The following is a 23,901-nucleotide window of genomic DNA, read 5'->3' on the forward strand; positions in this document are numbered from 1 at the left end:
TTTTGCTGGGGGAGGAAGACGAAAATAGCTACTGTAGGAATCAATAGATTGTACCAAGAGTTGGCATTTCCTCGAAAAAAAACCTCAGCCGTGAGGCTGAAGTCTGTGACATCCTCACCACGCCGTAGGGGTTTGGTTACCAAACAGGGGTTTGGTAACCAAACCCCTACTCATCGCGATCGCACCCTAACCCTTGCAGCCGTTTCGCTCGTCTCACCCGCACCTGGGTATCGTCACTACCACTAGCGATCAGAATATTTCTCTTCAAAACATTTATATCAACACTATTAAATTTGAATGCTTGGTTTCTCAATGACCGACCCACTTCAATCCCACTTGCATAATTTTCTGCTCGTTTACCCTGATTCGTTAGGGGCCACAGCATCATTCGCCCGTCATCGCCACCACTGGCTAAGTAACAACCCCCATTACTTAAAGCCACAGAGCGCACTGGTTGACCGCCATGACCATTCGACCACCGATCAAGAATTTCACAAGACTGATTATCCACCAAACAGGATCGCATATTCCATAGAGTAATAGTGCCTTGATTATCAGCCGTTGCCAAAAGATAGGGTTTTAATTTGGCAACATCCATGCTTAATATATAGTCATCTTTTCCCCCTTCCTCTCCGGCTTTGTATGTCACTTTACGCAGAGAATTATCACCCAAATTCAAAATAACTAACTGATTTAATCGTCCAGCAACTGCTAAATTTTGATTGCCTTGTCCTATAAATTCCAAGTTATAGACAGCGAAGTCAAAGTTTAGCTCCAGAATCGGTTGCTTTTCTTCGTTCAATTGTCCTAGAGATTGGTCTAGATCTTGGTAAATATCCCACCCAAGCACCTTACCACTGCCATGACCGCTAAACAGATAACGAGAGTCTTCAGTAAACTCTAAGGCTAAGACCCGATCATCTTTTTGAAAAGAAAAAGAATCCATCAATTTTGGGGTTTCTGCCAATAAATTCAATAGTTGAATCTCACCATTTTCCAACCCTGCTGCAACCACATTATTATCTACAGGTTTATAACGAATAACCCGCACCGCTTTCCCCGTATCGGCAATCTCCTCTACTTCTGGATTAGCAAAGGGGTTAAAAAAGCCATCAACTCGCCATTTAATTAAAGTTTCATCACTGGAACCACTAACGACATTCTGGCTCATGCCATTAAATTGCACCGAATTAACTGCCGCTTGGTGTCCAAAAAATTTGTTATTGGGATTGAGCCAAGATAGCCACCAGATAAAATATAAAAGCAAAACTCCTCCACCCAAAACTAACCAAGCCGGAAGAATCGGATAAACATCCAGTCTTAACACTTGACTAGTGGGATTGGTATTTCCTAAACGCTGATCCGATAACATCGCCACCGCTTCTAAAGATAGCCGCTTGGTTCCACCCCATAAATGGCGTCGGGCTTGAACTCTAGTCGCTGCTTGAGCGATTTGACCTGGATTCAATTCTGCGGGTTTATCCGGCAATTCTAAGGTACATTCCTGTTTGTCTTCACCTTGAATTTCAACAGTGACTTGCTGCTGAAGATTGCTATGATTATCAAATTCCAATGTGTAGGTAACCGGGAAATTACGCCAGTTGGGTAACCAGGTGCGTTTGGCTGGAATTTGTTGCTGCTTGGGAGTGGCGCTAAATTCAACCAATCCCATAGGCAAAACTTCTAGGATACCTTCCACTTGGGCAGGAGTTCCATGACGATGAGTCGCCTCAATTGTAAAGGGATAAATCCGGCTGGGGGCTTGGGGAATATCAGGAATTTGGCAGATAAATGTTTCGGTTGCTTGTCCGCCAGGAGGTAGGTGTAACTGGCGTTCAGTTCCATCCACAATCCAGGTTGGATCTAAGCCCGAAAACCTCAAAGTAACATCAGTTTCAAGTTGACTGGGATTATAAACCCGTACCGGGATTTCCTGCTGATTTGCTGGATGCTCTTGAAACTCCCGCACTGGCAGATCCAATTTTAACGGAATCGAACCCGTACCTTGTTCTAAAATTAAACGCAGGACTTCTCTGTCTTCATCTGGGAGTTCCATGGAGAAGACACGTACCGTTAGGTTCATTAGTCCCACAAACCCTGGTACAGGATTATCCACAATCGTCACCTGAAAATGGGTGACATCACCGGGAGGCTTTTTGGTACTCACTTCTGGGGAGATAATGTACCAATCCGGAAGGCGATCAACCTCAACCCCAGCCGCCATGACTTCCACCTGAAAACTGGCAAAGCGATCGCTATCATTCACCACCATAACTTCAAACGCAGCAGGTAGACCTCCTGGCTTAAATCTAAGTTGTTTTGGGGAAACAGTCGTATCAATTAAATTATCTGCCATTATTTTTTTTTCCTTACTCCTGAAACTCCCCCAGTTTTCCTGTTAAGCAGTTCCCTTAAGCAGTTCCCTCATCAACACCCTAGATCAACTTATCAAACAGATCATCTCGACGGGATTTATCCGGCGGTTTTGATGGCTTGGAGGGGTGGGAAGGAGTTGATGTAACAACTTTTGGCAGTGGCTGCTGTCCCCAAGTTAGCTGTCGGCGACGCCAAGCCGTATACAAAATGTTAATCCCTATTTCCTGTGCTGTACGGATTGCTTCACGGGAGGTAAGTCGCTTTTCATTGATTCCCCACGCCCCTGATAAGTTACCTAGCACGACGATAATTCCGCCACCGCTTAAGATTTGAATCGGCTTTCTATTGATAGTAGGTGCCGCAGCAAAGAGAAAGGGTTGAGTCCGAAGTAAGTCGTGGCGGTCTAATTTTTCCAGTGGATTTAACAGAACTCCCAAACTTTGGGCAAACTCTTGGAATCGACCCGCGATCGAATTCTTGCGTCTGGCTAACTCTGTCGCAATCATCTCTCGTTCACTTACAATATCTTGTCGGCATTGCTTTAATCTTGTATCTGTATCAATATTTGGAGTGTTATCGATTTGAGTTAATGCTTGTTCGAGTTCGTGGTAAAGTTGGCTCAGGTCTTTTATCGCATTGCCTTGCCTCCAATGTTTCAAGTCTGACGACGCTTCTACTAAAAGTGTGCCTCCTGCCTTTAAATACTGTCGCAGAACCTCAAATTCAGATTCTCCTAATACATGGACTTGGCGATCCACCATGAAAAATAAATCATATTCTAAAATATTTTGTAGCTCTGCTAATTGTAAACTGAATTGTCCAATTTCATCACCCCCCTGCAGGGCTGGATAAAGTCCAGAAGTTGATTGCAGAAGATAGGAGAGATTCGCTAAAATACGCTCATGTTCATAGTTATCAACGGCTAGCCCTTTGTACATGGCAACTTGAACAACCGCCTGAGGTCGCGCTTGTGGCTGGAGACGGTAGCGCAAGTCCAACTGGTTATAGCTAGGGGAGAAAACATGGACGGGGACTTCAAGTTTAAATTTTCCAGCTTTAAGGAGAATCCGGCACAATTCGACATCCCCTTCAGTGGGTGGACTCGTCTTCTCATCAATCCGAAATGTTTCGATGATTCTATCTGTGGTTCTACGGGTGCGTAATTCTTCGGGATCTCTAAATTTAACTACCAAATAAACCATCAAGGGTTTTTCTGGCGCCGCTTCTGAAGAAATCCGGTAGGACATTGGTTCAGGCACTACGATAAAATTGCCAAATAAATCAATGGCAATTCCCGGTTGAATTTCGACCCAACGTTCATCTCGGTATTTTGCCACCACATCAGCGGGTGCGGGAACGATATGTACCCCCAAACCGAAGACAATTCCGGGCTGATGCAGAGATTGGTAATAGGTTCTACGATACTGACGGTGATATTGGTGCGCTAACTGCCAACGTTGGGCATCAATGAGTAAGCCATCTGTGACATGGAGACGCTCAAATTGTTGGATAGAAGGTGGAGGGAAATGGTTAGTCATTTGTCATTTCTCATTTCTCATTGGTCGTTTGTCATTTGTCATTTGTCATTCAACATAGAGTTCATAGGTACAAAATGCGGGTTTTTCTTGTTGAATAATTTGATGAACTAATAATTCGTCAATTTTAGTCGGAGGATCAGGACGCAGTCGCACAATGAAATGATAAGGTTGTCCGCCGCCGATAAGGGAGTCTTGATTTAGCCGCGTGTTTCCCATCATAAATCCCTGACCAAAAACTTCTTGAATACAAATATGCCTTTGATGTTCTGGGAGATGATCATCTAAAGGTAAGTCAGTAAATAGATGCAAGTAGAATCTTAATCCCCTGCGCGTACCCCGCCAGCGATAAATCTCCATCGCCTGACGAATTAGATAGCGCTGTCGCTGTAGGCTTAAGGCGGGGTTAAGTTGCCAACCTACCCAATGGGCTAGAAAGGGTAGAAGTGTCTCTGGTGTCATTAAGGGGTCGAGATACGCCCATAAAGCATCCAGGGATTGTACTGTCGGTTCAAAGGCTTGCTCGAAAATTTTCAGCAAGCGACTAATAAAATCTACTTCTCGATAGATTTCAGGTAAAAAGTTTAAATATAAGCTGTGAGGGCGAACATAAAGATTAAAGCTAGCTGATTCAACATGTTTGTTCCCCGTTACCGATTGGCTGTAGTAGACATAAATCTGACCGCGATAATCGAGACGGTGAGAAGGTTGAGCATCTCCTACCTGATTAGACTCAAAGAAATCGGCTGGCATATAAAAGCGAATGACAGCTTCCATGAGTCCACCGGGACGGAGTTCCCGCCCTTCCATACCTAAACGATACCATTGGGAGGGAAAATCTCCCTGGATTTGAATATCCAAGTGTAAGGTATGGTTGCTTAGATTTTCTAGTTCCAGCAGGAGTTCACTGGGTTCTCCGGGGTAGAGGGTAAGATAGCAACCGCGACGTTCTGTTTGCCGAGTTGCTTGGCTGAGCAAAGGCGCTTCTAACTCGCTCGACCCCCCAATGGACTCAGGCGTGACCTCTGGCAACTGCATGGGAGTCAGTTGCAGACGTAAGGGTAATATATCGCGAGCTTGTGTCATTTGTCATTTGTCAAGGGGAACGGGGAACAGGGAAAGGGGAACAGGGAACAGGGAACGGGGAACAGGGAACAGGGAAAGGGGAACAGGGAACAGGGAAACGGGAACAGGGAACGGCGAAACGGGAACAGGGAACAGGGAAACGGGAACAGGGAACGGCGAAACGGGAACAGGGAACGGCGAAACGGGAACAGGGGAAGTAACTGTAACCAAAAAGTTGGACACCTCTGGACATTGTTGGATATTTTGTCCAGGTGTTGTTGTGTTATAATGAACGCAAGCGAAAACCAAGCTAAAAATCTCAGGGGCCTGAGACCCCGTAACAAAGTAGAGACGCGCCATGGCGCGTCTCTACAATAGTAGCGCACCTGTAATAAGGCGGTTGAGAAATCCAGCATACCTTAATGGCGCTGAAAATAACGGATTAAAGCAGCAAAGTTTCTCAAATTACTACAATTACAGACTTTGAGTAGGGCGAGTTTCGTCCGATTTTAAGCCTGTGGACTGGTTGAGTGCCGACACCGAAGCGAGTGAAACTTATATGTGGATGTGAGAAACAGGATATATAGCAATCCTATTTAGGTTGTGGCAATTTTCAAAACTGAAACCCTTGCTATACCTGGGTTTCAAGCCGTTCACTTGTTGCATCCTATTTAGGATTGCTATATAATGTACTCTACATTCCACATTCCGCAGGTTAACACTGCTACTGAGGGATTTTATTAAAGAGGCGCATAATGCTTATCTTAATTGAGATTTGGCTGCGGACAGTAGTAGCCACTTCAAAAAAGGAAATTTAGGATGGATATTAGGTGATAGAAGTTCAGAAACCTTTACATCATGACCGATTTTACACGTATTCTTTACTATGCCCCAATTATGACTGATAATTCTGTTTCTGATTTAGAAGAATTGTTCCCCCAGTCAATAAAGTTGCTTCCTGAGAATAGATACCGAGCAAAGGTTGATGCTGTTGTACCTTTCTCGGCCAGAGCTAGCTTTGAGCAACTCGAATCCTGTTTTTTGGGAATTAGTCTTGAGAACAAGAATTTTACACCTGAAAAGCTAAGAGCATTGATTGAATGGATTTCAAAGCGCTTTCTTCACTGCATAGTATTAGTTGGTGACAGTATTCACCGTATCACTCTAGAGATAACAAGAGGACTTGAACCAAAGATTGCTTTTGGCAAAGCTTTAGATATTGGTAATTCTTTTATTCAAGAGAATGAACACATTTTTAATGCTTTCTGCGGGCAAACCAAATTTAACTTCGAGACTTGTCATCAAATTCAGGCATCAGATGAATATAATCAATTGCATCAATATCTTCAAAACTACTTTGAAACTAATGGCAAGTTTCGTTCATCAGTCGAATCATTTGGTCGCAAATATAATGAAAGAAGATTGATTAATTGTAGCAGATCTGAATTAGAGTATTATATTAGTCGATCTTGTGACTATTTTTTGGAAGAGTTTGCAATCTTCACCTGTCTTCAAAGACGTGGATTTTCCGTTATGGTTTATCCTGGGTCTTTTAGCACGCTTACTGAAATTGCTAATGGAGAATATGCAGATATTATTGAAGAGCTTAAACAGCTAATAGTAGTATCAATCCATTTTAAGGGGCGATAGTGGTATGTATTTTGAATCTTCTAGCTCACTGCCTGAAATTCGAGCAGGTCAAATTTATAAGAATATATATGAGAAAAGAGTTAGTAATGAGTGTGCTGACGTGCCTGCCATTATTGAAAAGGCACAGATAGATAAGGGTTTACTTCTCTTTTCTAATTCTGGAGGCCGCGAACGTGCATTGGGAGCATGTCAGGGAAAGCACGCGCCGAGTCATCTCCCGATGAAGACAGCAGAGCATGAAGGAGTGACAAGCGGCTACAGAACTTGACAGACAAAGCATTTGCTCCCTTCAGCCTCAAAAAAAATAGTAGCGATTATCACAGGCTCACCCTCGAAGGATGAGGGTGATGAGAATGATAATCACCTGGTGGAAAGCGAGTGACATAAGAGCGTTAACTTAAGCTGAAAAGCATTCTAACCGAGTCTCTCTTTACGATAATGATTATGGCTGAAGTTGACACAGATGGCGAGTAAGACTCACTGCTTTTGCACGTACTTTTTTGCCTTTTTTCAAAAACTTAAAAAACAATTTTCCTTTGATTAAATATATATTAAGAACTCAATAGCAAGGGGGAGCAGGCGCTCTTGTTCCCGACCCAGTGAACCCAAACTTTTAGAAAGTGCTGTAGAGTTGATGATTCAGATAAGCACAGCGATGAGCTAGAACTTTCGGCACATTCTCCTGATTCCACTGCGCTCCACTAATCTTGGTACGTCGATCAATTTGTTTAACGGCTGACTCAACTGCACCTGATGCCACTGAACAAATTTGTTCGGACGAATAATATGAATAGTTGAGGATGCGATGGCGATGTTTGCCCAGATAGTCACAAAAATTCTTGGCAACTTTAGTCTTCAACTCGGCAAAGAGTTCTAAGACATCCTCGACTTTCCCTTGCCACAAAATGGCTTCAGCTTTTTTTAACCTTTTTTTCGACCCTCCCACTTTATACAGATTTTCTTTTAAATGAAACCAGTCCAGAATTTCTCTTCGAGAATTTGGCTTTCCAATTTGACTAATAATATTCCAAATCCCGTCGTGTCCATCCCCAATACAGGTAAGTGGAGATGCTAACCTTTGTTCATTCACCCAGTTAATTAAAGTTTCATTTTCTTGAAAGAATGCTTCGGTTACTTGCTCATGAATCCTGATGCCTTTGTAATCTCGCCAAATACATGGCTCACCCAATGACGTTCTTAAACGAATTTTTCCCCCATCTACGCTTAATTCCTGAATTTCTTTGTCGGGAAGGGGTAACGGAAATTCCTGTCGATGTACTAATCGCTGTTGAGTTTTTGCTGACACTTCAATTCCCGTTAAGACTTTGATATCTTTGGCGGCATTTTCATAAGAGACATTGGCACTAACAATCAGACAACATTTTTCCAAATAAGGACTGATTTGGGTGTAGGATTTTACCCCTAAACGTTTGGCTTGTTTATTGGTTAGATGTAGTTCTCCAATCCAACTTTTCAGGGTTCGGATTTTTCCGGCACTTGTTTCTGTTGCTTTTTGGATAAAAAAATTCCGATTTCTGGACTGACATACTCTCTCACCTGATGATGCACAGTGGCTTCAATCGTCTCCAAGTTCCTCAACTGTTCGGGTGATGTCTCTTCATATAGGATGTTCGCGATCGCTTGGATATGTTCTTTTAAGGCTTTCTCTTTTTGAGAGTTCATTCGTCACTACCTGTGATAGAGAAGATACCCTATTATCCCTCATGGGGGTACTTTGTGGGCTTTTGTGTCAGCTAGAAAGAGTTGAACCAAGCTGGGTATCCTATATTGAGTGCCATCCTAAATATTACGCCAGGGTAAGCTCATCTAATTTGGTATAAATTGTACTTGACAAAAGTCTCATTTTAGAAAAAGAGTAAAGGAAAGCGCTCGCGCCCCTTACGCTCATGAAGCCAAAGCTCTTAACTGCATTAGAGAGTGCGATCGCGGATTTTTACAAAACCCATTAATTAAGTTCTTGCTGCTCTCTAAGGGTTCTATCTACGGCATTTAATGGGAGCGGTCACAAACAAAGAGCGAGCCGCCAACTACTTAGGGCTTGCTGCACGAGTGTCGAAGGTATGCCAGGTAAGGGTTTTAACCCATTTTTTGACCCAGCAAGTGATTATCATTCTCATCACCCTCATCCTTCGAGGGTAAACCTGTGATAATCGCTACTATTTTTTTGAGGCTGAAGGGAGCAAATGCTTTGTCTGTCAAGTTCTGCAGCCGCTTGTCACTCCTTCATGCTCTGCTGTCTTCATCGGGAGATGACTCGGCGCGTGCTTTCCCTGACATGCTCCCCTTTGTCCAAGTGTTGTAGAACGGAACACAATAACTCAAAACCATGTCCGACTAGCGCGTTGGATCAAATCGGGGCGGGTGCTTTGTTAAGTTAGGGGTGAGTAACTGTAACCAAAACCCTGGACACATCTACCCATTGTTGCCCATTTCTGGGTAAGGTTCTATCCGAAGAGAAATGACTGATGTGGTATACAAGAAAACGAACATTGAAAGGTCGAATCAATGGTTACACTTACATACTGCAAAGGACTTCCCACCCCAGCAATTGAGTTAAACCCATTGGGTAAAACTCAATTGGAAATGTTTCTAGCCGAATACTCATCTATATTTCATCAAGCAGCATGTGAGACAGCTAATCATCTCCTCTGGGATAATGAATTCAACAAGTCTCAATGGAACAGGTATTTACAGCAGACCTATGGGATAAATAAGCGCCACGCCAATGGAGTGATAGCTTTTAGTCAGGGGGCGGTAGATGCTGCGTCGGCTAACCGTCAACGTCACATCAAGGTGCTAACCGCCAAAGCCAAATCCTGTGGGGAGTGGATCAAAAAGGCTACACGCAAGTTAAAAAACTCTTGTAAGTTTTACCGTAGAAAAAACTGGCAAAATAGTCAAACTGGCTGTCAGTTTCCGCTCTCGGTGTCTATCCAATACCGGGAGACTAACTGGCAAAACCTACGTTTCCAACTGCACCACAAAAAGCGCAAGCTAAACCACTATCAATTACAGCTCGAGTACCTTCAAGCGGCTCCCATTCGGGTAACTATACCCAAAGGACAAGCTTATGTAGTAGGAGCCGCCGCCGAAACCTGTGGGAATCAGTCTTGTCAATGGGACGGGCAGACAATCAAAATTCGGGTTCCCTACTCTCTGGAGGACAAGTTTGGCAAATATGTCTCATCTGAAATTGGAGATTTCCATCGGAATGTTAACCGACTGCCATCAGAGGGTGCTAAAACCTGGCACTTCTACCGAAAAGAAGGTAAGTGGTGTGTGGCGGTACAATTTACACCAGCACCAGTCAAACAGATATCTAGACCAATCCACTACGGCTGCATTGGTATAGACCTGAATCCCGGTTCAATCGGTTGGGCATACATCGATAAAGAAGGCAATCTCAAGCACCATGGGCAAATCCCAATAGAGATGGGTTTACCCCGTGGCAAACAGGACGCCGCCATCAGGCATATCTGTTTCTGGCTATTGGATATGGCGATTGTCTACCAATGCCCGATTGTGTGTGAGGAGTTGGACTTTTCCGGCAAGAAAAACCAACTCAGGGAAAAAGGACGCTTGTATGCCCGAATGCTATCTGCTTGGGCATACAGCCGCTTTTTTGAGTTGTTAACTGCTATCCTATCCAATCGCGGGATAGAGGTCAGACAGGTCAATCCCGCCTACACCAGCCTGATTGGTCTGGTTAAGTATGCCCGAATGTATGGGTTAGCCAGTGATGAAGCGGCTGCCCTGGCGATTGCCCGTCGCGGAATGAGATTAACAGAAAAATTACCCGGCTCCATAACCGCCTATCTATCGGTGAACGATATTCTTGCACGTATGGAGCCATTGGAACCAACTGAATAGTAAAATCAAGCGTTTTATCAAAAGTAGGCACGCCTACTATGGTATCTCTAACTGGGAGTTTTTGGTCAACCCTCAACAGGGAAGCGGCAACGCACTAAAAGCAAGCGCTGGTATAAACATATACCGCTAAGTTTTGTCCAAGGTTGTCTACTTTTTGGTAGATGTGTCCAGACTTTTAGAAGCGGTTTTCTAGTGAACATTATCGGCAAAACCCGCCCCGACAAAAAAATTCTAGGGAATTAAGTTGATCACATGACCAGAGCGTAATTTATTATTGTGCCATGAACAGATTAAACCCAAAGGACCGGGGTCAATAACAGGGGTTCGTGGTAAGGTTCGCATCCAAGTTTGTCCCTGACGCCGTAATTCAAACAGTTGGACAGCGCCTAAATACTGTACACCAGGCACGCTTTGTAATAGGGTCACAATATCAGATGAGTAAACTGGGCGACCAAATGACCACCCTTTACCCTCTGAACCGCCGATCAGAGGATTGAGAAAGCGATACAATGCGGTTTGTAATTTCAATAGTATTTCTTGTTGAGCGCGGGGATTATTATAAGCTGGATCGAGAGCAACTTCAGTTTGTACTGCAACCCCGACGTAATCAGGTTGGCTACAGATGATTTCTACACCCAGTAATCGTCGTTCGTCGAGATAACTCAGCACTCGCTCGGTGAGTTGGGGAGTCAGGGTTAAGAAGTCTGGGTCAATTCCTTCACCTCGCTCAATACCATCGGTATTGGCGTTGGGTACAAGCAGCAGACGCACTCTTCCAGCTTCTTCTTTGCGAATGGGTGATAAGCATAACGTGCGAGCAATTGAACCGCTTCCTGCTTCCATGGCTAGGTATTCAAAGTCTTCGGGAGTGACGGCGCGATCGCGGGTTCGTAAAAGTCGTGGTACACGGATCACGGCTTCTTCTAAGGATTCAGCATCAGCGCCATTCCGGGCGGGGGAATGGTTGATCACGTTAGCTACATAAGGAACGGCGGATTTGAGAACTTGAATCGCGCCCCCTTGTACGTTACCCTGTTGTCCACCTCCAATGCGATAGGCGACCATTTGAATCACAGCACCTCTAGGGGGAACCGCCCCATATTGACGTTCCATTGACTCCATCCCAGCGATATCCCGCCGTTCTACCGCGCCAGTTCTACCATTGACTAAATTGAGCATTTCCGACGGTACTCTCTGAGACTGGGAACGCCACCACGTCTGTTCTCGCAGTTGAGAGGGTTCTCGTAATAGGGGCCCAAATTGAACGGTTCCGGTAATCGCATCAATGGTATAGTGCAGGTCTTCTGGACCTGAATCGGCAAAATCATTGACTTCTTGCCATATCTGTGGTAAACCTCCAGGCGGAATCACCAGAATATGTTCCTCATCCCGTCGGGGTAAAATTCCCCGTCCTTGTAATTGAAAGGTTTGACCGGGGGTTCCATCACTTTCGCCGAGGATTTCATTCCGAATCGTGGTACATTGGGTGACTTCGACTGTACCGCCAATCGAACGGACATCTAAACCAACAATTCGCGGGGAACGAATATAACCGGGTTGATTGAAGCGAGGTTCGGTGTAAATACAGCGCAGCCAGCGTCCCTGATAGGTAACAAATTGGGTAACCGGTAAACGCAGGGGTAAATGCAAGACAACATCCGCCCCTTGTAAAGGATCGCCTCCCTGCTGAATCAGTTCACTAAAACTGAATCCTTTGGTGCTATCATCGGCTTCTCGCAGCAGGATAGGTTCCCAAAACATACCATTCCAGGCTTGCCAAAGGCGGGGTGGATCTTCGGGATTAATCCCGGTGGAGGTAGCGGCTTCACCTTTGATCCGCAGGGCGATAACATTGCCTTCAATGGGTTGATCCCCCTCAAAGACGATATAAAAGCAATTTCCCGTTTGGGGTTGTTCATTAAAAATCGATAACTCCAAGCCTTGCCACTCTCCGCTGGATCGCTGAGTCCAAGTTCCCACGAAGCGATCGCGCAGGATTTGGGGTTGAGCTTCATCGGTGTCGGAGGTGAGAAAATGGCGGATACTGGGTTTAGCAATCACCAGGGAGCGATCGGTGCTAAAAATAATCGCATCGTCGGCTTGGGTTCGTACCGTCGCCACTTCTGTTCCCGTTGGAATCGTGTAGGATTCCGGTAGCGCCGCACTCAGATAAAACGTTTGTTGGGTTTGCGCCGGGGTTGGGGCTTGTAGGCGAATCCCCAGTAATTCCAGAAATGTAACATAGTTACGCCGGGGGACTTGATTGAACCGCAGCAACATTTGGTCAGTTAACCACGCGAACAGTTCAATCAGCGTGATTCCTGGGTCACTTGGGTTATAGTTCGTCCACTCTGGACAGTAGCGGGGAATGCGGAGGATACACTCTTCCACCAAATCCTGAAACGTGCGATCGTCCAGATCTGATTTTGGTAAATTCGGTAAAAAATCAAATTCCATAATTTGTCATTCGTTTATGTCATTCGTTTATGTCATTTGTCATTCATCATTCGTCCTATGTCAGCGGTACACCCAACTGTAGGGGCACCATCCTTGCGCCCTTAATCATGTAAAGGCTTGCGCCCTTAATCATGTACCTCACAACACTAATAAACGCTATAATTCACCCAAAAACGTACCACAACTTACGTCATAAGCGATGGTGAAAGCCCTCGTGATTTATCCGAGGGATGAAACCGAGCAAGTTGTAAAGACAGCGGGATTTATCCCGCAATAACATTCTTAAGTGATATAATATAACCATAAGTAGAGATACAGTTAGGTCTTGACCTAGCCTAGGTCAGTAGGGCGTTTTTGACTGCGCCATCCAGGGTTTTTCTCTGGAACTCTAAGAAGACGAGCAAAACGAAGGGACGCGGCTTTAGTTCGTCCCGTAGTATCCTCTTAGAATCCCCCGCGTCCCTTCACTTCGTTCGAGGGCAAGTTTAACCGGGGGAGAAGTCAAGAGTAATCTAGTTGGGGATTCTCCTCTGCTGTTATCACGAAGATCCGCTGTTCTCGGTGGGTATCAGGAAATTGGGTCTTTTATACCCCTCCAAGCCATTTCTGCTAAAGAGTTAAGACTAAAAAGCCTTATGAACGCACTCTTATTTTTACCCAATAGATGCGTTATTGTAACAAATATTCTCTACTGGAACCTTATAATATTAAGTTTTCTAGGTGCTAGGTCGTGCCGAACATAATCCGCCGTACCTAACATTATTATACCAAAGTGTTGAGGTTTTAACAAAACCTTTGTTTCGCCAGCAATTCGCATTTTGGAAATTCAAATTACAGATGTTACTCCCCTCCCCTGAACTTTCTGACTAATTTGACTTGGCTGGATTTACGCCGAACCCAACTCCCCACCGGAACTTGCCCGGTTCAGCCAGAGTCAGTTTGTTTATTTTGAGTGTCCTTTGTGGTTCTTTGTCATTTGTGAGTCGGCTTGTTTACATGACTTAACATTTAACCCCAAAATCTTTAAACTTTATTGCAGTTTTATTACAAAGCGAGAGCAGATTGCCCAGAGCGTGATAGCTTCAATGAGGTGTTGACCAAAAGCACAGCATTCAGGAAAGGAGGACGCTTTGGATTTGTATTCTGCTCAAACCGCCAACGACTTTGTTCATGAAGATATTAGTGAGTACGTGGCTCAGCTCCAGCTACACATGGCGTTACAAGCCCGGAATTTAGTTCCAAACCTGACCAAGGCAGTGGATAGCAGAGAGCAGTTGTTACAGCAAACCCAAGCTACCCTGGAAAAGCTAGCGTCTCGACAGGCAGTTTAGAGACGCTTCTTGCATCACGTCTTGACCCTTCGCCCAAAGTAGTCTGGCATGGCGGTGTGCAGGGGTTCTTTGGACTCCTATCGTTTTTCACCTCAGCCAGAGTCACTAAACCCGTCCGTTATGTAGGAACGGGTTTAACTATTATCGCTTTGTGCCTCACCCCCAATGTAATTAAACCCGCCCCAACTCTTAACATGACAACTGTGTAAAGCAAGGCGCTGAAATTCGGGTTTGTGGTGAGACTCCACACCTCTACTTTAGATAAATCAAACCGCTCTGGCTCAAAGAAAGAGCCAGAGCGGTTTAAGTACATCATTGAGTTTTTATGGTTAGGGTCTTTATATTGGCTTGACCCATTGTTAAATCCTACATACTAAGTTTGTCCGAATAAGTCCCTTGTCTGGCTCTTTCTTAGGATAGATATTTTGCTTGTCTCGGGTAATTAGCTGCCGCAAGCGTCACCCCTGGAGGCGATCATCTTCAAGATACTCAGCGATCGCGTAGGTTGATTGGGGTTGTACGTAGGTACAATGAAAAATAACCTTAACGATTCGCCAAGATTAAAGCATCGGCATAGTTTAAGGCATTTTGCCACACCGCATAACCACGCCTCGCCAGATGAATCCCATCGGTGGTTAACTCCCGTTGCATTTGACCTTGATTATCCACAAATAAGCTGTGCAGGTTAAGATAGCCTGCGCCTTCTTGCTGTGCAATCGCGGCGATTTGCTGATTCAGGTTGTGGATGCGATCGCTCCCAATCGCACTTAACCTGGTGGGTAAAATAGACTGAACGATAATTTGAGCTTGCGGGTGGTTCTGACGTAAGCGCTGGATGATTTGGCGGGTATTATCGAGAATCACGCGATCGCGAACACCCTGGCGCAAGTCGTTTGTGCCAGCCATCACATAGATTGTATCGGGTCGCGTTTGGGAAAAAGCTGAGAGTCGCTCCAAAATTTGGCTAGAGTTCTCCCCAGAAATACCCTGATTCAGCCAAAATTGACTTTTAGGTAGGTTGGCTGTCGGAAACCAAAGACTCAAGGAATCACCCACTAAAATAGACAAACGATTATTCCCCTGTCCCCTCGCCATCGCTTTCGCTTCTTCTGCGAGTAGCTGTTTCCATTGCGTATGAGTGGGTTTAGTCAGTTTCGCTTCACTCCAAACCGACTGGAAGCTATCAGCCGACAGACTTGTATAAGTTTGACCCGCTTTTAGTGCGGCGAATCGTTGGTAATAGAGTTGAGTTCCAGATTGGGGAGAGATAACCGGGGATTGAGGTTTGGGGGAAATGTTACTTTTAGAGTTTGTAGTAAGCGCTTGATTCGTGATGGCACTAAAGTGCCAACTACTAACCGATGAACTAAACTCAACACTAGGGATTTCCACCCCAGAGATAAGCGGTTGAGTGACAACGGAGTGCGATTGATGAGCTTTCGCTGAAGCCAACAAAGCTGACAGATTCTCGAACAGGTTGGGAACCAGTGGGGGTGGGGGGGGTGCAGATACCGGACCTACGGTAAGCAGACTGGCTGCTAGTAAATACGGATCGCTCATGCTAAAACTCCATTACTCTCTCTTTTTCCTTTGACAGGAATTTGCCAGAGTATCAGGATGGTATAGCAAGAGGAGGCGATTGAAATCGCTGCTACACAAACAAAGTCCGCAAGGTAAAGACTTTGTTATAACGGGGGTAGCGTTCCCCGGATTTACTCATTCTGTAAAAAAGCGACAATGACGGCTTTTCTAAGGGTTACATCAATAGAATTGATAAAGCCTAGAACAACGAATAGATTATTCGCTGACAGTTGTATTGTTTGTAAAGCATTGTTAACTTCGGTTGCATGTTCCGTGATCCATTGTTCTAGAAAGCGTTGCTCTGCTAAAGCTTCATCAATATCGCACTGGGCAAAAAATTGCTGCAATTTGGATACTTTTCTCCTCAAGTTAATTTGATTGTTCAAATAATCTGCGGATGAGTTGAATTGAGGACGGGTGAATAATGTGGATATTCCTTGCATGATCGAGGTAAGATTAAGGCTTTCTCTTAACATAATGACATATTTAAAGGGGCTTGCCTTTAAGAATCTATACGCTAATCTGCCTAAAAAATACTCCGTCAATTATCGTAATTTTTATCCTGTATTATTCTTCAGTTATAGATATAAAGATGATATAGAAAGAACTACATTTTCTGACCCTAAGCTTTTCCCTAAGTTCATCCCTTAGAGTGAGGAACGAGAATCAGGACTTCGCTATAATTAAAGATTGAATAAAAACTGGAGTGAAATCTACACTATGGCGAATTCGATGAAATTCAACGTTCCAAGTATTGCTTGTGATGCTTGCGCCAAAACCATTAGCGAAGGGATTCATACCCACGAACCTGAAGCGAAAGTCAATGTTGATGTGGCGGGTAAGACGGTTAGCGTGGAAACCGAGGCGTCTCCGGAGTCGATTAAACAAATGATTACCGCAGTCGGACATAAGGTGGAATAATATCATCCAATCTGGCATTTGTTCTTTCCAAATTGTAGAGACATTGCATGCAACGTCTCTACAAGTCACAGAATCGAGTAGAATTAGCCTGAGATTGCTGAGGCTGTTGGTATGGGGGAATCTGAACGGTTCACTGATTGGCGCGATCGCACTTCTAAATACACCAGCAAGGCGTTAATATCCGCCGGGTTAACTCCACCAATGCGAGAGGCTTGACCAATCGTCAAGGGTTTGACCTGGGATAGTTTCTCGCGAGATTCCTTAGATAATGTTTCAATGGCATCATAATCGAGATCTGTTGGTAATCGTCGCTGGGCTTGACGGGACACTTGATCGATTTGATTTTGCTGGCGTTGGAGATATCCCGCGTATTTGATATCAATCTCCGCGCCTTCTCGTTCAGCTTGGTTGAGACTGGGGTTACCTAATTCGTAGTGATCTAGATTAACGTAGTGGAATTTGGGACGACGCAGCAATTCAGCCAGCGTAATCGAACCCTTAATCCGTTGCTGAGTATCCGACGCGATCGCAACTCCTAATTCCTCATGTTCCTTGATCCGTACAGTTTGGAGTCGTTCCTTTTCCGCCGCAATATTGTCTTGTTTTTGACTATAAAGTTGCCAACGGCGGTCATCAATTAAGCCAATTTCCCGTCCCAAAGGAGTCAGACGGCGATCTGCATTATCAGAACGCAGGAGTAACCGATACTCGGAACGGCTGGTTAGCATCCGGTAAGGTTCTCTCAAATCTTTAGTACATAAATCATCAATTAATGTACCGATATAGCTTTCTTCACGAGGAAATATTAGCATTTCTTGATGTCGCACATAGCGTACCGCATTAATCCCCGCGACAATTCCCTGGGCGGCGGCTTCTTCATACCCTGTCGTTCCATTAATTTGTCCAGCGCAGAATAATCCCTCTATTTTTTTCGTCATTAACGTGGGAAAACACTGAGTTGCGGGTAGATAATCATACTCCACAGCATAAGCCGGACGTAGCATTGTACAATGTTCTAATCCAGGGAGCGATCGCAGCATTTGCAATTGTAGATTCTCTGGCAATCCTGTCGAGAATCCCTGGATATAGAGTTCGGGAATATCTCGCCCTTCCGGTTCAATAAAGATCTGGTGGCTTTCCTTATCCGCAAACCGGACAATTTTATCTTCAATACTGGGACAGTAACGGGGTCCTTTTGCATCCACCCAACCCCCATAAACTGGGGACAGATGCAGATTGTCCCGAATCAACCGATGAGTTTCGGCTGTGGTACGGGTAATATAACAATTCATCTGTTCCCGTTCCACCCAAACCTCTGGGTCAAAGCTAAACCAAGATACCGCTTCATCCCCAGGTTGAGGTTCCATCTTAGTGTAATCTACAGAGCGCTTATCCACCCGCGCCGGGGTTCCCGTCTTCAAACGTCCCGTTTCAAGCCCCAGTCGGTTCAGGGTTTCCGTCAATCCCACCGCTGCAAATTCCCCAGCGCGTCCTGCGGACATTGACTTATTTCCTACCCAAATACATCCACCCAGGAACGTTCCTGTAGTTAATATAACCGCAGGGGCGGCAAATGCTACACCAAAATAAGTCTGAACACCGATAACCTGATCATTCGCACCCAAGACTAAATCTGTCACCATCCCTTCACGGATTACCAGATTCTCCTGGTTCTCGACAATCCGTTTCATCACCGCCGCATATTCCCGCTTATCCGTTTGCGCCCGTAACGCCCAAACCGCAGGTCCGCGCGACTGATTTAATACCCGCTTTTGGAGATAGGTACGGTCTGCCATCTTACCAATTTCTCCCCCCAAAGCGTCTACCTCGTGGGCAAGTTGGGATTTAGCCGGGGCACCCACGGCGGGGTTACAGGGTTGCCAAGCGATTTTATCCAAGTTCAGGGTAAGCAGGAGAGTGCGACATCCCAAGCGGGCGGCGGCGAGTGCCGCTTCGCAGCCAGAATGTCCAGCACCGACAACGATGACATCAAAAGCGTCTTGGAAATCTACAGGGGAATGTGTGGTCATGATAAGCGTTTGAGTGACAAGGACTCATGCTTCATTCTACCGAATCCCAATTCAGATACGGTGGTAGAGACGCACCATGGCGCGTCTCTACTGTTTTACCGTTATCGTCATGCAACGTAGGGGCGCAAGGCTTGCGCCCTTAAAGATGTATCACTTTCTTACATTCCAGGTAAGCGAACCTTATCAAGCAGCTAACAGCAATCCCACAATTGAGCCTAAAACGGAACCTAAAGCATTTGCCCCTGCATCTCTGGCAAATAAACCAAGTTGTTCAGCATAAGCCTTAATTCTTGCCTTCTGTGGTGATATTACTCACTTCCATTGCCTTTAACACTCCTACCCCTGATCTGACTTTTCACAGGAAGTCTAGAAACCTGAGTAGGGGCGGGTTTAGTCACATCTGGGTGCAAAAGAAAAGATAGTAGTGAAACCCGCTTGACGAATAGAATAGCGCACGCCCCTTGAAAGGCATAGCGACGCTGTTGCTCACTATTGGGATATTCAGCATAATATACAGGGGTTTCGATCGCGTAGTTGTTCAGTTGTCCATCTTGGTTGATTGTGGTGTACATCGGCTCTTTCTCCTCTGTTTTGTTTGTTTCTTTTACAGGTTCAACGGTAAAGCCAACATAAATCTAATGGCACGCTCGCCTTCTGCATTTAGGGATCGCCAAAACTCTTGATATACCGTAGGGTGGGCACTGCCCACCAGTCTGGCAGGAGCGTGCTATTCAACATAAGTCCTAATTAACTCAAATTTTACGAATACCTTGCCAAAGGTTAACCCTTTCACCCCAATAAAGGCAGTAAGATTGATGAAGATTTCTTAGAGGTGGGTTATGAATAGATTCCTTGGCTACTCTAATCAATTACAACGGCACATTCGCAATCATACCCTTCATTGGGTTTCGCCAAAATACGGTCAAACGCACAATGGCAATAATCAACTCCCAGACTTGAACGTTTCCCCAGAAATCTCGAAATCGCTTGGGTAGGGGAGATAAGAGAAATGGGGGCGGCTTAAGTCAAACTTGGGTGGGTTTAGTAACATCTGGGTTAAAAAGAAACGATAGTAGTGAAACTCGCCCATAGATATCAGTCAGGGCGGGTTTTGAATAAACGTTATCACCAATAGCTTGCACAAAATTCCCTAAACCCGCCCCTACAAACGAGGTTCTACTAGCGAAGGCTCAAAACGTTCCCATATCTGTAACTATTCAACCCAATGTCTGGGTAATCCTGTACCGAGAAATCCTACCTTAACCATGTACCTATCCTTTTGTATTTTGTATAGGGGCTGGTTTGATTATTATCATTTTGCACCCTACCCAGATGTAACTAAACCCACCTTAACAAATTCAAAATTTATCCATAAACGATATTACCGGAGTCGGGCGAAGCATTTGGGGAAAACATTGTGGATAAGTATCATAAGATAGCGTCCCAAATGCGAGAGCCCCTACGAATGACGAATGACGAATGACGAATGACGAATGACAAATGACATAAACAAATGACTTTTATCCTTTCCACCAACGCTCCCCTTGTACAAGGGTATGCATTTGCCAATTCGGATCAGGTTGGGGATAATCTAAGCGGTAATGTCCGCCGCGACTTTCTGTCCGAAACAGGGCGCTTTTCAAAATTAAGTAAGCTACATCTAATAAGTTAGATGTTTCTCCCCAAGTTCGCACCAGGTAATCGGCATTCGGGACATCAAGTTGAACCATTTTCTGTGGCGTTAAATCCCGTAACTGTTGGCTTAAAGGCAATGTAGCAAATTCAGACTGCCAGACTTCCACCTGCTTTATTGCACGCTCTAGCGTTTGTGCAGATCGACAAATCCCAGCACTTTGCCAGACTAAACGTTTTAACTGATCTTGCATCGCCAGCATTTTATCCGTTTTTGTGGCTTCATCGGATAAGGTTAAGGGAGAAATAGAAGCTGATTCCTGATTCAAGACCGATTGATCGGGTGTTAATTCCCCTAACTGAGCGCCAAATACAATACATTCCAATAACGAATTACTGGCTAGACGATTCGCACCGTGAACACCCGTACTCGCCGTTTCACCCACGGCATATAAATTAGGAATAGAGGTACAAGTCATTAAATCTGTAGCAATTCCCCCCATCCAATAATGGGCGGCGGGGGTGACAGGAATCATATCCCGAAATACATCAATTCCCCATTGCTGACAAACCTGGATAATATTAGGAAATCGGTGGCGAATGCGATCATCGGGAATGGGGCGCAAATCTAAATAGACATGACTGGAGGCTGGATCAGCCTTAGTTTTCTGTAAATGACTATAAATCGCCCGACTCACCACATCTCTGGGCGCGAGTTCGCCATCGGGATGATACTCAAAAGCAAAACGGTGTCCGTGATCATCCACTAGATGCGCCCCTTCTCCCCGCACCGCTTCGCTGATCAGAAAATGAGGCGCTCCCGGTTTAGTTAAAGCTGTGGGATGAAATTGGACAAATTCCAAATCTTTGAGAATCGCACCCGCCCGCCACGCGATCGCAACTCCATCTCCGGTACTCACATCGGGATTCGTCGTCTGGGCAAAAACTTGACCGCCGCCTCCCGTAGCCAGGACAACCGCACCCGCCCGTATCCAACTGATTTGACCTTGATACATGAGTTGGACCCCCTGACAATGACCCGTCTCAGGATTGAGCCATACAGACAAGGCAAACGCCTGCTCAAGCACCGTAATATTAGCTTGGCGCAAGACTAAGGCAGTCAGCGTACTCACCACCGCCCGCCCTGTGGTATCCGCTGCATGGAGAACCCGGGGACGAGAATGAGCCGCCTCTAAGGTTAACGCTAACTGCTCCCCCCGTCGATCAAACGTCACCCCCATCTCCACTAACGAGCGAATCCGATCTGGCGCTTGTTGAGCCAGAAACTTGACAGCATCAGCGTCACAAAGCCCTGCACCTGCCCGAAGTGTATCCTCAACATGCAACGTCGGTGAATCTCCTGGGGCAATAGCCGCCGCAATACCGCCCTGCGCCCAGTCACTGGCACCGATGGATAGAGTATCTTTGGTAATCAGTCCTACATTTAACGTATCGGGTAGACAAAGGGCGGCATAAAGTCCAGCCGCACCAGCGCCTACGACGACAACATCAAACTGGGTCGGTTGATGGAGTGGCTGCGATTGAGAATTGTCGGGAACAGAAATCATAGTTAGTCCAAATATAGTCAAATACTTTAGCAGACATGGGAATCTTCATCACCCCAAGGGCAATGTAGAGACGCGCCATGGCGCGTCTCTACACCGGACAGGTTGTCATCCCTGTACCATCTACCATCTGCCTTTATGTGTAAAAAATAACCCACCCCCAACAGGAGTGGGTTGAACTAGGAATTTTCTGAATTATCCGAGTTTAGTAGACGCCAGGATTAAAGCGATCGTCACCTTCGTTGTAAACGTCCGCTGTCTCAGTCACAGCAAAATTGTCCAGGTTATCTTTTAGGATCTGTTTTTGCCGCTCAGTCAATCCTGGAATCTCAAGCACTTCCTCTACATTGTCGTAGGGGGCATTCTGAATAATTAATGCCGCTAGCGTCGGGAACATCCCCCGATACTGCCTAAACGCTCGGATATGAGTATTGTTCAAATCAATCTTTTGACCAAACTCCGTTTCCAGTTTGGCATCGGCTGGATTGCGTAGAGTCGTCTCGGCAAGTAACATCGGTGATCCATTCTCGATCGCGTTACTCAAAGACACACCCTGAGTCCAGGACATTGGTGCTGCGATCGCGCTTTGGGAGAAACCCAACCATCCCCAGCAGCCCACTAACAGTCCCCATACCACTAACACACGAACCAATCGTTTCATTAACTCTCCTCCTTACTCATACACATTGAAGACCAAGACAGAACTGCCCCTCTTCGATTACTTTAACTTTTGTTGTCTATCCTCTCATCTTATCTGGCTCTACCTCAAGAGTTTAGGCGCTCATCCCCCCAGAATTATGAAAAAAGCTAAAACTCTACCGGAAAATCGGGGTTTTGTGAGATAATTGAAAATTGTCTCTTTTGACGAAAAGATCAGGAAATTAGCTATGGCTCTGCGATTAGGCGATACCGTCCCCAACTTCACTCAATCCTCCAGTGAAGGCGAAATCAATTTTTATGACTGGGCTGGGGATAGCTGGGTAGTGTTATTCTCCCACCCAGCTGACTATACACCCGTTTGCACCACAGAGTTAGGCGAGGTTGCCAAGCTCAAACCCGAATTCGACAAGCGCAATGCTAAAGTCATCGCCTTGAGTGTTGACGATGCGGATTCTCATCAGGGTTGGATTCAAGACATTAACGAAACCCAGAATACTACCGTCAACTACCCAGTATTGGCAGATGCTGATAAAAAAGTGTCTGATCTGTATGACATGATTCATCCCAACGCCAATGCTAGTGTTACGGTACGCACAGTCTTCGTCATTGATCCCCAGAAAAAACTGCGCCTGACTATCACCTATCCTCCCAGCACCGGTCGCAACTTTGACGAAATCTTGCGGGTGATTGACTCCCTACAGCTAACGGATCACCATCAGGTGGCAACCCCCGTGAATTGGAAAGATGGGGATGACTGTGTGATTGTCCCCTCTCTCAAAGATCCCGAAGTCTTAAAAGAAAAATTCCCCAAAGGTTACACCGAAGTCAAGCCTTACCTGCGGATGACCCCTCAACCCAACAAGTAGAGACTCAAGGTGGGGAACCTCTCGGAGATGGGGTGTGTTCCAGACGTAGCATGCTACGTCTTTTAGTAGGGGGAGTTTCTCCTGTAGGGGCGGGTTTTACTGATAACGTTTTGGCACAAACCAATAACTTGACTAAACCCGCCCTTCTGGGTGAACAGGGAAAAATAGGGAAGATAGGGGAATTAATTCTTGCACTTGATCGGGGCGGGCGCGAGTTACATCTGGGTAAGGTAAGAAACCATAACAGTGAAACCCGCCCCTACATAAAACTTGACATTACCCTATATTTCCAACCGGGAGAAATGTCAACCTAAAAATTAGAGCAGAATACTCAATTGAGC

General features: G+C 45.4%; 21 protein-coding genes and 1 pseudogene. 9 read left to right on the forward strand and 13 right to left on the reverse strand.

Annotated features, from left to right (window positions below; genetic code table 11):
* Window positions 1-166: 166 nt before the first annotated feature.
* From RLO19_RS10090 to RLO19_RS10100, 3 genes are all read right to left on the reverse strand, one after another.
* On the reverse strand, window positions 167-2,356 hold the full coding sequence (locus tag RLO19_RS10090; protein WP_446356029.1) for a hypothetical protein: 2,190 nt from the start codon (window positions 2,354-2,356) through the stop codon (window positions 167-169).
* Window positions 2,357-2,435: 79 nt separating this feature from the next.
* Window positions 2,436-3,914, reverse strand: coding sequence for a hypothetical protein (locus tag RLO19_RS10095; RefSeq protein ID WP_446356031.1), 1,479 nt, complete (start codon window positions 3,912-3,914; stop codon window positions 2,436-2,438).
* A gap of 45 nt (window positions 3,915-3,959) precedes the next feature.
* The gene (locus RLO19_RS10100; protein ID WP_446356033.1) at window positions 3,960-4,997 is read right to left on the reverse strand and encodes a phage tail protein; all 1,038 of its coding nucleotides are present in this window, start codon (window positions 4,995-4,997) and stop codon (window positions 3,960-3,962) included.
* Between RLO19_RS10100 and RLO19_RS10105 the strand changes: the two genes are divergently transcribed.
* The 3 genes from RLO19_RS10105 (at window position 4,991) to RLO19_RS10115 (ending at window position 6,626) form a co-directional block, all read left to right on the forward strand.
* A complete protein-coding gene (locus tag RLO19_RS10105) occupies window positions 4,991-5,197 on the forward strand; it encodes a hypothetical protein (RefSeq protein ID WP_446356035.1) in 207 nt (68 codons plus the stop codon). The genes RLO19_RS10100 and RLO19_RS10105 overlap by 7 nt on opposite strands.
* Before the next feature lie 137 nt (window positions 5,198-5,334).
* Window positions 5,335-5,463 (forward strand): hypothetical protein, encoded by a 129-nt coding sequence (locus tag RLO19_RS10110; RefSeq protein WP_446356036.1) that lies wholly within the window; start codon window positions 5,335-5,337, stop codon window positions 5,461-5,463.
* Between the two features lie 371 nt (window positions 5,464-5,834).
* Window positions 5,835-6,626 carry a tRNA-dependent cyclodipeptide synthase gene (locus RLO19_RS10115; RefSeq protein ID WP_446356038.1) on the forward strand — a complete coding sequence of 264 codons (792 nt, stop codon included), beginning with the start codon at window positions 5,835-5,837 and terminating at the stop codon, window positions 6,624-6,626.
* Window positions 6,627-7,239: 613 nt separating this feature from the next.
* On the opposite strand, the gene RLO19_RS10120 is transcribed toward RLO19_RS10115, so the two are convergent.
* A protein-coding gene (locus RLO19_RS10120) for an ISKra4 family transposase (RefSeq protein WP_446356040.1) occupies window positions 7,240-8,309 on the reverse strand; the annotation gives its coding sequence in 2 pieces (ribosomal slippage) (window positions 7,240-8,156 and window positions 8,156-8,309; 1,071 coding nt in all).
* An 843-nt stretch (window positions 8,310-9,152) separates the two neighbouring features.
* On the opposite strand from RLO19_RS10120, the pseudogene RLO19_RS10125 reads away from it, so the two are divergent.
* Window positions 9,153-10,647, forward strand: a pseudogene (locus RLO19_RS10125) (IS200/IS605 family accessory protein TnpB-related protein).
* A gap of 101 nt (window positions 10,648-10,748) precedes the next feature.
* Here RLO19_RS10125 and RLO19_RS10130 read toward each other — a convergent pair.
* Window positions 10,749-12,974 carry a putative baseplate assembly protein gene (locus RLO19_RS10130; protein WP_446356042.1) on the reverse strand — a complete coding sequence of 742 codons (2,226 nt, stop codon included), beginning with the start codon at window positions 12,972-12,974 and terminating at the stop codon, window positions 10,749-10,751.
* Window positions 12,975-14,104: 1,130 nt separating this feature from the next.
* Between RLO19_RS10130 and RLO19_RS10135 the strand changes: the two genes are divergently transcribed.
* Entirely contained in the window at window positions 14,105-14,305 is a 201-nt protein-coding gene (locus RLO19_RS10135; protein ID WP_446356044.1) for a hypothetical protein, read from the forward strand.
* A 118-nt stretch (window positions 14,306-14,423) separates the two neighbouring features.
* Here the strand turns inward: RLO19_RS10135 and RLO19_RS10140 are convergent, their stop codons facing one another.
* The 3 genes from RLO19_RS10140 to RLO19_RS10150 all read right to left on the reverse strand — a co-directional run bounded on the left by RLO19_RS10140 (window position 14,424) and on the right by RLO19_RS10150 (window position 16,329).
* Window positions 14,424-14,621: a hypothetical protein gene (locus RLO19_RS10140; RefSeq protein ID WP_446356046.1), complete on the reverse strand. Its 198-nt coding sequence runs from the start codon at window positions 14,619-14,621 to the stop codon at window positions 14,424-14,426.
* A gap of 227 nt (window positions 14,622-14,848) precedes the next feature.
* Window positions 14,849-15,865 (reverse strand): GDSL-type esterase/lipase family protein, encoded by a 1,017-nt coding sequence (locus tag RLO19_RS10145; RefSeq protein ID WP_446356048.1) that lies wholly within the window; start codon window positions 15,863-15,865, stop codon window positions 14,849-14,851.
* 152 nt (window positions 15,866-16,017) lie between these two features.
* Window positions 16,018-16,329 (reverse strand): hypothetical protein, encoded by a 312-nt coding sequence (locus RLO19_RS10150; RefSeq protein WP_446356050.1) that lies wholly within the window; start codon window positions 16,327-16,329, stop codon window positions 16,018-16,020.
* Window positions 16,330-16,606: 277 nt separating this feature from the next.
* Here RLO19_RS10150 and RLO19_RS10155 point away from each other — a divergent pair, with 277 nt between their 5' ends.
* Window positions 16,607-16,807 (forward strand): heavy-metal-associated domain-containing protein, encoded by a 201-nt coding sequence (locus tag RLO19_RS10155; RefSeq protein ID WP_446339263.1) that lies wholly within the window; start codon window positions 16,607-16,609, stop codon window positions 16,805-16,807.
* A gap of 83 nt (window positions 16,808-16,890) precedes the next feature.
* On the opposite strand, the gene mnmG is transcribed toward RLO19_RS10155, so the two are convergent.
* Window positions 16,891-18,837 carry a tRNA uridine-5-carboxymethylaminomethyl(34) synthesis enzyme MnmG gene (mnmG, locus tag RLO19_RS10160; protein ID WP_446356052.1) on the reverse strand — a complete coding sequence of 649 codons (1,947 nt, stop codon included), beginning with the start codon at window positions 18,835-18,837 and terminating at the stop codon, window positions 16,891-16,893.
* Between the two features lie 76 nt (window positions 18,838-18,913).
* Between mnmG and RLO19_RS10165 the strand changes: the two genes are divergently transcribed.
* On the forward strand, window positions 18,914-19,117 hold the full coding sequence (locus tag RLO19_RS10165; protein ID WP_446356053.1) for a hypothetical protein: 204 nt from the start codon (window positions 18,914-18,916) through the stop codon (window positions 19,115-19,117).
* Window positions 19,118-19,145: 28 nt separating this feature from the next.
* On the opposite strand, the gene psb34 is transcribed toward RLO19_RS10165, so the two are convergent.
* From psb34 to psbU, 4 genes are all read right to left on the reverse strand, one after another.
* Window positions 19,146-19,409 carry a photosystem II assembly protein Psb34 gene (gene psb34, locus RLO19_RS10170; protein WP_446356054.1) on the reverse strand — a complete coding sequence of 88 codons (264 nt, stop codon included), beginning with the start codon at window positions 19,407-19,409 and terminating at the stop codon, window positions 19,146-19,148.
* Window positions 19,410-20,357: 948 nt separating this feature from the next.
* Entirely contained in the window at window positions 20,358-22,037 is a 1,680-nt protein-coding gene (gene nadB, locus RLO19_RS10175; RefSeq protein WP_446356056.1) for an L-aspartate oxidase, read from the reverse strand.
* Window positions 21,979-22,116, reverse strand: a complete 138-nt coding sequence (locus tag RLO19_RS10180; protein ID WP_446356058.1) for a hypothetical protein — start codon at window positions 22,114-22,116, stop codon at window positions 21,979-21,981. The genes nadB and RLO19_RS10180 overlap by 59 nt, the downstream gene beginning before the upstream one ends.
* A gap of 123 nt (window positions 22,117-22,239) precedes the next feature.
* Window positions 22,240-22,695, reverse strand: a complete 456-nt coding sequence (gene psbU, locus RLO19_RS10185) for a photosystem II complex extrinsic protein PsbU (RefSeq protein ID WP_446356060.1) — start codon at window positions 22,693-22,695, stop codon at window positions 22,240-22,242.
* Between the two features lie 226 nt (window positions 22,696-22,921).
* Between psbU and RLO19_RS10190 the strand changes: the two genes are divergently transcribed.
* On the forward strand, window positions 22,922-23,560 hold the full coding sequence (locus tag RLO19_RS10190) for a peroxiredoxin (protein WP_446356062.1): 639 nt from the start codon (window positions 22,922-22,924) through the stop codon (window positions 23,558-23,560).
* A gap of 50 nt (window positions 23,561-23,610) precedes the next feature.
* The gene (locus RLO19_RS10195) at window positions 23,611-23,874 is read left to right on the forward strand and encodes a hypothetical protein (protein ID WP_446356064.1); all 264 of its coding nucleotides are present in this window, start codon (window positions 23,611-23,613) and stop codon (window positions 23,872-23,874) included.
* Window positions 23,875-23,901: the final 27 nt, after the last annotated feature.

It is taken from the genome of Coleofasciculus sp. G2-EDA-02 (assembly GCF_040226375.1).
Lineage (GTDB): Bacteria > Cyanobacteriota > Cyanobacteriia > Cyanobacteriales > Coleofasciculaceae > Coleofasciculus.